Origin of the sequence: Sphaerisporangium aureirubrum, assembly GCF_042658925.1 — a bacterium.
GTDB lineage: Bacteria > Actinomycetota > Actinomycetes > Streptosporangiales > Streptosporangiaceae > Sphaerisporangium > Sphaerisporangium aureirubrum.
In genome coordinates, this window is the sequence record NZ_JBHSRF010000145.1 from 1 (window position 1) to 9,722 (window position 9,722).

The window sequence follows — 9,722 nt, forward strand, 5'->3', positions numbered from 1 at the left end:
GGGGTCGGGGAGGACGCGGGGAGCGGGGGTCAGTGGGGGCGCGGGGGGCGGGGGTGGGGGTGGAGGCGGTTTAGGCGGAGGGCCAGTTGGATTTCGAGGGCCTGGGCGGGGGTTTGCCAGGCTTCGCCCAGGAGGCGGGCCACGCGGTCGAGGCGCTGGGTGACGGTGTTGACGTGGATGTGGAGGCGTTCGGCGGTGCGGGACAGGCTGGCGCCGGAGTCGAAGTAGGTCTCCAGGGTGCGGACCAGGGCGGTGCCGCGTTTGCGGTCGTAGGCGAGGACGGGGCCGATGGCCGACTCCAGGAAGCCGGTGACGTCGCGGTCGCGGCCGATGAGCAGGCCGACGAAGCCGAGCTCGTCGACGCTCGCGCCGTCGCCGGCGCGGCCGAGGGAGACCAGGGCCTCGGCGCAGCGGCGGGCCTCGCGGTAGGCGTCGGCGACGGCGGCGGGGCCGCGCACGGGACCGGCGGCGCCCGCGGTGACCGGTGCGCCGAGGGCGGCGCCGAGCTCGCGGGCCACGCGCTGGGCCGCCGCCCCGGGGTCCACGCCGGGCAGCAGCAGGATGGTCTCCTCGGCGCGCGCGGCGACCAGCCCGTGCCGGGAGGCGGCGTCGGCGGACGCCCAGAACGCGGTGCGGAGGCTCGGCGCGGGATCGCCCGCCCGGTGCTTGGCCACCACCAGCACGTGCGGGGCGTCCAGGTCGACGCCGAGCAGCCGCGCCCGGCCGTACAGCGCGTCGGAGTGCACGGCCCGCCCGGTGAGCAGGTCGTCGAGCAGCTCACCGCGCACCCGGCCCTCGGCCGCGGCGGCGGTGCGGCGGAACAGCAGCAGCAGCGCGGTGACCAGCGCCGCGCGTTCCAGGATGCGCTGGTCGGTGCCGGACACCTCGTCCGTGGCGCGCAGCACCAGCGTGCCGAGGATCTCGGCGCCGGACGCCACCGACGTCACCCACAGGTCGCCGCGTTGCACGGTGCGGCCGAGGCCGCGCGAGGCGGCCGCGGCCTCGGCGACCTCCGCCTCGTCCAGGTCGCCGACCGCGCCGACGGCGGCCAGGCGCCGCCCGTCGGCGTCCAGCACGATGAGCGCCCCGCCGAGGATGTCGGTGACGACGGCCGCGACGTCCTCCACCCCGCCGCCGCGCACCACCAGGCCGGTCATCCGGTCGTGCGCCTGCGCGGCCCGCTCCACCGCGGCGCTGCGCGCCTGGATCAGCTGGTTGGCGGCGCTCAGCTCGCCGAGCGCGGTGCGGGTCTCCTCCAGCAGCCGCGCGTTGTCCAGGGCCACGGCGGCGTGCGCGGCCAGCGAGGCCAGCAGCGTGACCTCCTCCTGGGCGAACGGCCTGGCGCTGCGGTTGGCGGCGAACAGCACCCCGATGATCTGGGCGCCGAGGCGCATCGGCACGCCGAGGATGGCGACCAGCGCCTCCTCCTTGACCGCGAGGTCGATGTGGGCGCGGTGCCGGAACCGCTCGTCGGCGAAGTAGTCGGGGCTGGCGTACGGGTTGCCGGTCTGGGCGACCAGGCCGCCGAGACCGGCGCCCATCGGCAGCCGCAACGCGCGGAACGCGGCCGACACCGAGCCGTCGGTGACCCGCATGTAGGTGTCGCCCTTTTCCGGGTCGTGCAGGGTCATGTAGGAGATGTCCGCGCGCAGCAGCCGCCGCGCCCGCCGGACGATGGCCTCCAGCACCGCGCCGACGTCCCGCAGCCCCGCCAGGTCGCCCGCCGTCTCGAACAGCGCCGACAGCTCGGCCTCGCGCCGCGCCCGGTGCTCCAGCAGCGCCCGCACGCGCAGCGCGGCCAGCTTGGCCCGGTCGAGCTCGGCGAGCACCTCGGGCGCGGCCCCGGCCGCCCTGGCCTCGACGAGCGGGGCCTCGAACTCGACCGGCGGGGCCTCCCTGGCGAGCAGGTCGAGAAAGACGGTGCAGGTCATGGGGTTCATTGTCCCCCGGATCACGGATTCCCCCCGATCCCCCGGCTTCGCTGCCCGCGGATCCTAATGAGCCGTCCAGCCGCCGTCGATGACCAGGGACGCGCCGGTGATCATCGAGGCCTGGGGTGAGCAGAGGTAGGCCACGGCCTCGGCCACCTCGTCCGGCTCGATGAGGCGCCGGATGGCAGCCGGGGCCAGCATGACGTCCCGCACCACCTGCTCGGGGTCCAGGCCGTGCACGCGGGCCTGGTCGTCGATCTGCCGCTCCACCAGCGGGGTGCGGACGTAGGCGGGGTCGACGCAGTTGGAGGTCACGCCGTGCGGCGCGCCCTCCAGGGCGACCACCTTGGACATGCCCTCCAGGGCGTGCTTGGCGGTCACGTAGGCCACCTTGTACGGCGAGGCGCGCAGGCCGTGCACCGAGGAGATGTTCACCACCCGGCCGTAGCCGCGCTCGTACATGCCGGGCAGCACCCGGCGCAGCAGCCGGAACGGCGCCTCCACCATGATCCGCATGATCGCGGCGAACGTCTCGGGCGGGAACTCGGGGATGGGCGCGACGTGCTGGAAACCGGCGTTGTTCACCAGGATGTCGACGCCCGCGCAGTCCAGCGCGTCCACCGCCGCCATGTCGGTCAGGTCGGCGGCCACCGCCTCCCCGCCCAGCTCGCCGGCCGCCGCCTCCGCGAGGTCGGCGCGGACGTCCACGATGACGACCCGCGCACCCGCCACCGCCAGCCGCCGCGCGCAGGCCAGCCCGATGCCCCCCGCCCCGCCGGTCACCAGGGCCCGGCGGCCGGTCAGGTCGGCCCCGGCCGCCGTCCCGGCGGTCACGCTCGTTGAAACCACAGCTCATGCTCCTATGAGGTACGCGAACGGCGACTTGCCCCGGGTGACGCGGCCGCTACACCGGCGAGCCGACGCCGGTGGGCGCGGGCGCGCCGTCCTTGTCGCCCGCGGACGGCGGTCCCCCCGGCCGGGATCGGCCGGCCCGTGCCTGGAGCAGGTGGCGCGCCGTCCCCCAGACGCCCCTGCGGAACACCAGGACGATGATCACGAAGATGGTGCCGGTGACGATGCCGATCCCCTCGAAGCCGGACGTCACCAGATAGTCGTTGAGCAGCACCACCAGGGCCGCGCCGAGCGCGCCGCCCCACAGGGTGCCGATGCCGCCGAGCACGACCATCATCACGACCTGCCCGGAGGTGGTCCAGTAGACGCTCTCCAGGGACGCGAAGCCGTGCCCGAGGGCGAACAGCCCGCCCGCCACGCCCGACAGCAGGGCCGACAGCACGAAGGCCAGCAGCTTGTAGCGCTGCACGGGGTAGCCGAGGGCCTGCGCCCGCGCCGGGTTGTCCCGGACCGACACCAGGACCCGGCCGAACGGCGAGCGCACGATCCGCCAGGCGGCGAGGAAGCCGGCCAGCACCAGCGGCAGCCCGGCGTAGTAGAAGACGAACGGGTCGGACAGGTCCAGCCCGAACAGCTCGCGCGGCACGCCCTGCAGGCCGTTCTCGCCGCCGGTCAGGTCCCGCCACTGGTTGACCACGAAGTAGATCATCTGGGCGAACGCCAGGGTCACCATGGCGAAGTAGATGCCGCGCAGCCGGACCGACAGGTAGCCCACCGGCACGGCCAGCGCCGCGGCGAACAGCGCCCCGCCGAGCACCGCGACCGGGAACGGCATCCCGGCCTTCAGCGCGAGCAGGCCCGCGACGTACGCCGAGGAGCCCCAGAACGCGGCGTGGCCGAACGACAGCAGGCCGGTGAAGCCGAGCAGCAGGTCCAGCGCCGCCGCGAACAGCGCCCAGCAGGCGATGTCCAGGGCGACCGGCGGGTAGATCATCCAGGGCAGGGCGAGGGCCGCCACCAGCCCGGCGGCGAGCAACAGCGGCCGCTGGGCCAACCGGGAGAGGATCACGACAGCGCCTCCTCGCGCCCGAACAGGCCGGCCGGGCGCCACAGCAGCACGGCGGCCATGAGGATGAAGACCAGGGTCTGGGACAGCGCGGGCACGTACAGGTTGCCGAGCGCGGAGACCAGCCCGATCGCGAAGCCCGCGGCCACCGAGCCGAAGATCGAGCCGAGCCCGCCGATGACCACCACCGCGAACACCGTGATGATCAGGTCGGCGCCCATCAGCGGGTTGACCGCCCGCATGGGGGCCGCCAGCACCCCGGCCAGCCCGGCGAGGGCGATGCCGAAGCCGAACACCGGGGTCACCCACCGGCCGACGTCCACGCCGAGGGCGCGGGTCAGCTCGGGCCGCTCGGTGGCGGCCCGGACGATCATGCCGACCCGGGTGCGGGTCAGCACCAGCCACACCGCCCCGCACAGCACCAGCGACACCGCCAGCACGAACACCTGGTAGCCCGGGTAGGTGAACAGCCCGAGGTCCACCGTGCCGTCCAGCAGCGCGGGCCGGGGGTAGGGCTGGGACTGCACGCCGTACTCGCGCTTGACCAGGTCCTGCAGGATCAGGGCCAGGCCGAAGGTGAACAGGAAGTTGTACAGCGGGTCCAGCGGCGCCAGCCTGCGGATGAACAGCCGTTCCAGCAGCGTGCCGAGCAGGCCGAGCACCAGCGGGACGGCGAACAGCGAGACCCAGAAGTTCACCCCGAACGAGTCCAGCAGCACGTAGGACCCGAACGCGCCCAGCATGTAGAAGGCACCGTGGGCGAAGTTGACGACGCCCAGCATGCCGAAGATGACGGCGAGCCCGAGGGCGAGCAGGGCGTAGAAGGCGCCGCCGACCAGGCCGTTGAACGCCTGTTGGAGCACGGTGACCTCCAAGGGGAAGGGCGGGCACCCCCGCCGCGGACGGGCCGGGCGCGCCGCGGGACCGGCGGCGCGCCCGGCGGGGATCAGAGCTTGCAGGCCGGGCTGGCGGCCTGGAACGCCTGGTCGGCGGGGATGGTGCTGAGGATCTTCTCGTAGTCCCACGGCTCGGTGACCTCGGCCGAGGGCTTGACCTGCGCCAGGTACACGTCGTGCAGCAGCAGGTGGTCCTGCGCGCGGATGCTCGCGTTGCGCGCGAAGACGTCCTCGAACTTGTAACCCTCCAGCTGCTTCACCACCGCGTCGGCGTCGTCGGTGCCCGCGCGCTGCACGGCCTCCAGGTACTGGATCGCGGCGGAGTAGTTGGCGGCGTTGGGGAAGCTCGGCCGCTTGCTCACCTTGGCCTGGAACTTGTCGGCCCACGCGCGGTTCTCCGGCGAGCCGTTCCAGTACCACGCGTCGGTGAACTTGGTCCCGGCCAGCGCGTCGGAGCCGAGCGAGTGGATGTCGGTGATGAACATCAGGCCGACGGCCAGGCCGATGCCCTTGTCGCGCAGCTTGTACTCGTTGTACTGCTTCACCAGGTTGACCAGGTCTCCGCCGGCCTGCATGGTGCCGAGCACCGCGGGCTTGGGGTCGAGCCCGGGGGCCTTGAGCAAAAACGTGGAGAAGTTGTCGTTGGGGAACGGCGCGGGGTCGCTCTGCACGACGGTGCCCCCGGCGCCCTGCACCGCGGCGGCGAAGTTCTTCTGCATGTCCTGGCCGAAGGCGTAGTCCGGGTAGACGATGTACCAGTTCTTCGCGCCGTCCTTGGTCACCGTGTCACCGGTGCCGTGCGCCAGCATGTAGGTGTTGTAGCCGTAGTGGAAGGTGTACTTGTTGCACTGCGCGCCCTCCAGCTCGGTGGTGGCGGCGCCGATGTCCATGAAGATCTTCTTCTTGGCCTTGGCGACGCCGGCCACCGCCAGCGCGGCGGCCGAGGACGGCACGTCCAGGATGATGTCGGCGCGCTGCCGGTCGTACAGCTCCTGGGCCTTGGAGTTGGCCACCTCCGGCTTGTTCTGGTGGTCGGCCGACAGCACCTCGATGTTCTTGACGACCGCCTTGTCGCCGTACTTGGCCTTGTAGTCGGCGACCGCCATGTTGACGGCCTCGACGCTGCTCTTGCCCGAAAGATCGGCGTAGACGCCCGACTGGTCGTTCAGCACGGCCAGCACGACCTTGTCGTCGCTGATCTTCTGCGCGCTCCCCCCGGCGCCGGGTCCGCCCGCGCATCCGGTGATCGTGGCCCCTGCTACGACCACAGCGGCGGCCGCTCGGCCCAGAGCTCTCATTTCCTGTTCTCCTGTCCGGTTCTCTACGACGAAGCTTGTGGCGGGGCGTCAGATGCCGAGGTAGTCGAGGAGCTCGTGCTCCCTGGCCCGCATCTGGTCGTTGTCCAGGGACTCCACGACGCGCCCCTCGGCGATCAGGTAGTGGCGGTCGGCCACGGTGGCCGCGAAGTGGACGTTCTGCTCGATCAGCAGGACGGTGCCGCCCTGCGCCCTGACCTCGCGCAGGATGTCGCCGATCTGGCGCACGATCAGCGGCGACAGCCCCTCGGTGGGCTCGTCGCACAGCAGCAGCCGCGCGCCCATGCGCAGCACCCGGGCCAGGGCCAGCATCTGCTGCTCGCCGCCGGACAGTTTGGTGCCGGGGAACGACCGCCGCTCGCGCAGCCGGGGGAACGTCTCGTACACCTTGGCCAGCGGCCACGGGTCGGGGCCGACGACGGGCGGCAGCGTCAGGTTCTCCTCGACGGTGAGGGTGGAGTACACGCCGCGGTCGTCGGGCACGTACCCGAGGCCGCGCCGGGCCCGCTTGTGGGCCGGGAGGCGGGTGACGTCCGCGCCGAGGAACTCCACCGACCCGGTGAAGCGGCCCTGGAGCCCCATCAGGCAGCGCAGCAGCGTGGTCTTGCCCGCGCCGTTGCGGCCGACCAGCGTGACGATCTCGCCGCGGCCCACGTCCAGCGACACCTCGCGCAGCACCTGGGCCTCGCCGTACCAGGCGGACAGGCCGCGGGTGGACAGCAGGGGCGCGTCAGTCTTCGGCATGGGCGTCTCCCAGGTAGGCGGCGATGACCCGGGGGTCGTGCCGGATCTCGGCGTACGGCCCCTCCACCAGCACCCGCCCGCTCTGCAGCACGGTCACCCGGTCGGCGAGGCTGGACACGACGTTCATGTTGTGCTCGACCATGACGACGGTGCGGCCGGCCCGGACCTTGCGGATCAGCTCCACCGTGCGCTCGACGTCCTCGACGCCCATCCCGGCGGTCGGCTCGTCCAGCAGCAGCACCCGGGGGTCCAGCGCCAGGGCGAGCGCCAGCTCCAGGGCGCGCTTGTGGCCGTAGGCGAGGGTGCCCGCCGGGGTGGCGGCGTGCCCGGCCAGGCCGACCTCGTCCAGCAGTTCCAGGGCCCGCCCGGAGTGGCGGTCGAGCAGCCGCTCGGAACGCCAGAACCGCCAGGTCAGGCCGGTGGGCCCGGCCAGGGCGAGCTCGACGTGCTCGCGCGGGGTCATCTGGGGGAACAGGCTGGTGATCTGGAACGACCGGGCGACGCCGAGCCTCGCGACCTGCTCGGGCCGCCTGCCCGCCAGCTCGTGCCCGCCGAGGGTGATCCGCCCGGCGGTCGGGGTGAGGAACCCGGTCAGCAGGTTGAACAGCGTGGTCTTGCCCGCGCCGTTCGGCCCGACGAGGGCGTGTACGCTGCCCTCGGCGACGTCCAGGTCCACGCCGTCGACGGCGCGGAAGCCACGGAACTCCTTGGCCAGACCCCGCGCTCGCAGGACCGGACCGTCCATGCGGGCCTCCTCGTCTCAGGTGGTTTCGTCCAGATCACCCCGGGGTTAACGGACGAAGTCGTCGTGTCGCGGAACACTAAGTCAGGCCGGGATCGTGTTCCATGTGGCCCGGGCACATATTCCACGCTCCAGCCATGGGCCCGGGCGACATATCTCCCAGGTCAGGGCGCCGCCACGCGCTCACGGCCGCCGTTATGTGGACCGCACACGTACCGCTCCGGTAAGGGCCCACCGTCCCCGCCGGGGGGCGTGGGTGGTGCGGGGCGCCGGCAGGTGGCTTCCGCCGCCATATACGCGCGGTCAAATATGGGGCCCGGGGACGTGGCCCACCTCACAGGCGGTGGACACCATGGCGGCAGTCCCCGTTCATGAGGAGTTCCCATGCGATCCATCCGACGCCGGCCCGGCCGGGTGCTCGGTGTGGCGACGGCGGCCACCGCCGTCGCGTGCCTGCTCGGCCCGGCCCCGGGCGCCGCCGCCGCCTCCGCCTGCGGCCCCCTCGGCCACATCAAGGTCCCCGGCGCGCAGATGCAGATCTCCGCCTGCCTGGACGACCTGACCACCGCGGGCACGGTCGCCTCCGGCCACTCGGTCGCGGCCGACTGGGCCGGGCTCACCCCGGCAGGCGCCGTCAACCCCACCGGCGTGCCCGGCGCGCAGATCGACGGCTACTTCCCCGACACCTCCACCGCCAACACCACCCGCGGCTGGAACCACGACAGCCAGTTCGTGATCCGGCTGCCCGAACGCTGGAACGGCGGCCTGGTGGTCGCGGGCACGCCCGGGGTGCGGCGGCAGTACGCCAACGACTTCGCCGTCTCCGACTGGGTGCTGTCCCTCGGATACGCCTACGCGGCCACCGACAAGGGCAACACCGGCGCGGACTTCTACAAGGACGGCACGCGCCCCGGCGACGCCATCGTCGAGTGGAACCAGCGGGTCACCCAGCTCACCCGGGCCGCCAGGTCCGTCGTCGCGCAGCGGTACGGGCGGGCGCCGCGCACCACGTACGCGGCGGGCATCTCCAACGGCGGCTACCTGGTGCGGTGGCAGCTGGAGAACCACCCCGAGCTGTACACCGGGGGCGTCGACTGGGAGGGCACGCTGTGGCGGGCGAAGGGCCCGAACCTGCTCACCTCGCTGCCCGCCACGCTGAGGGAGTACCCCAAGTACGCGGCCACCGGCGACGCCGCGGCGCACGACGCCATCCTGGCCGCGGGCTTCGCGCCCGGCTCCGAGCCGCTGTGGGACTACCACTACAAGGTCTACTGGGACCTCACCCAGCGCATCTACCGTGAGGAGCTCGACCCCGGGTACGACGGCGCCACCCAGGCCGGCACGCCGTTCTGCGCGCCGGGCACCCCGGCCTGCGACGCCGACTACGACTACGCCGCACGGCCCGCGTCCGTGCGCGACGCCGTGCGCAGGATCGAGCTCACCGGGCGCATCGGCCGGCCGCTGATCACGCTGCACGGCACCCTGGACACGCTGCTGCCCATCGGTGAGGACTCCGACGTGTACGACAGGCTGATCCGCGGGCAGGGCCGCGACAGGCTGCACCGCTACTACCGGATCGAGGGCGGCAACCACGTGGACGGCCTGTACGACGCCTTCCCCGGCCTGCTGCGCCCGATCCTGCCGTGCTTCCGCACCGCCTTCACCGCGCTGGCCGCCTGGACCACCGCCGGCCGGACCCCGCCCGCCGACGCCACCCTCCCCCGCCCCGCCTCGGGCGACCTCGCCAACACCTGCTCGCTCACCGCGCGCTGACACCCCCCGCGCCCGGCCGGGAGGCGCCGCCGGCCGTCCGCTCGCGACCGCTCAACCTCTCGCGACCGCCGCTTGTCCGCCCCCGGGCGCCGCTCACCCGGCTCCCGGGGGCCGCTTATCCGGCGAAACACCGCGATCCGGAACGGGTGCCCTGATCGGTTGGAATGCCAGCTCACCCGGCGTGGCGCGCCGCGGCGACGATGTCCTTACCCGAGCCGAGACTACGCGTGGTCGAATCATGACCCTCCGTGTTCGTCTCCTCAAGGAGGACATCACCGTGACATCAATGGATCGGCGCGGGTTCGCCCGGCTCGCCGGGCTCGGGGCCGCCGGCACCCTCGCCGCCGGCGTCGCCGCGCCGCCCGCCCGCGCCCTGGCCGGGCCCGCGCTGCCCGGCGCCCC

General features: G+C 73.2%; 8 protein-coding genes. 1 reads left to right on the top strand and 7 read right to left on the bottom strand.

The annotated features are described in order from the left end of the window. Positions 1-29: 29 nt before the first annotated feature. The 7 genes from ACFP1K_RS40325 to ACFP1K_RS40355 form a co-directional block, all read right to left on the bottom strand. On the bottom strand, positions 30-1,931 hold the full coding sequence (locus tag ACFP1K_RS40325) for a helix-turn-helix domain-containing protein (protein WP_380763740.1): 1,902 nt from the start codon (positions 1,929-1,931) through the stop codon (positions 30-32). Positions 1,932-1,994: 63 nt separating this feature from the next. After that, positions 1,995-2,780 carry a 3-hydroxybutyrate dehydrogenase gene (locus ACFP1K_RS40330; RefSeq protein WP_380763742.1) on the bottom strand — a complete coding sequence of 262 codons (786 nt, stop codon included), beginning with the start codon at positions 2,778-2,780 and terminating at the stop codon, positions 1,995-1,997. A gap of 55 nt (positions 2,781-2,835) precedes the next feature. After that, a complete protein-coding gene (locus ACFP1K_RS40335) occupies positions 2,836-3,852 on the bottom strand; it encodes a branched-chain amino acid ABC transporter permease (RefSeq protein WP_380763744.1) in 1,017 nt (338 codons plus the stop codon). Continuing rightward, positions 3,849-4,712 carry a branched-chain amino acid ABC transporter permease gene (locus ACFP1K_RS40340; protein ID WP_380763746.1) on the bottom strand — a complete coding sequence of 288 codons (864 nt, stop codon included), beginning with the start codon at positions 4,710-4,712 and terminating at the stop codon, positions 3,849-3,851. Before ACFP1K_RS40340 ends, ACFP1K_RS40335 begins: the two co-directional genes overlap by 4 nt. A gap of 83 nt (positions 4,713-4,795) precedes the next feature. Further along, positions 4,796-6,043: an ABC transporter substrate-binding protein gene (locus ACFP1K_RS40345; RefSeq protein WP_380763748.1), complete on the bottom strand. Its 1,248-nt coding sequence runs from the start codon at positions 6,041-6,043 to the stop codon at positions 4,796-4,798. A 48-nt stretch (positions 6,044-6,091) separates the two neighbouring features. Next, positions 6,092-6,805 (bottom strand): ABC transporter ATP-binding protein, encoded by a 714-nt coding sequence (locus ACFP1K_RS40350; RefSeq protein WP_380763750.1) that lies wholly within the window; start codon positions 6,803-6,805, stop codon positions 6,092-6,094. Continuing rightward, positions 6,792-7,550, bottom strand: a complete 759-nt coding sequence (locus ACFP1K_RS40355) for an ABC transporter ATP-binding protein (RefSeq protein WP_380763752.1) — start codon at positions 7,548-7,550, stop codon at positions 6,792-6,794. The genes ACFP1K_RS40350 and ACFP1K_RS40355 overlap by 14 nt, the downstream gene beginning before the upstream one ends. Positions 7,551-7,931: 381 nt before the next feature. On the opposite strand from ACFP1K_RS40355, the gene ACFP1K_RS40360 reads away from it, so the two are divergent. Continuing rightward, on the top strand, positions 7,932-9,320 hold the full coding sequence (locus ACFP1K_RS40360) for a tannase/feruloyl esterase family alpha/beta hydrolase (RefSeq protein ID WP_380763754.1): 1,389 nt from the start codon (positions 7,932-7,934) through the stop codon (positions 9,318-9,320). Positions 9,321-9,722: the final 402 nt, after the last annotated feature.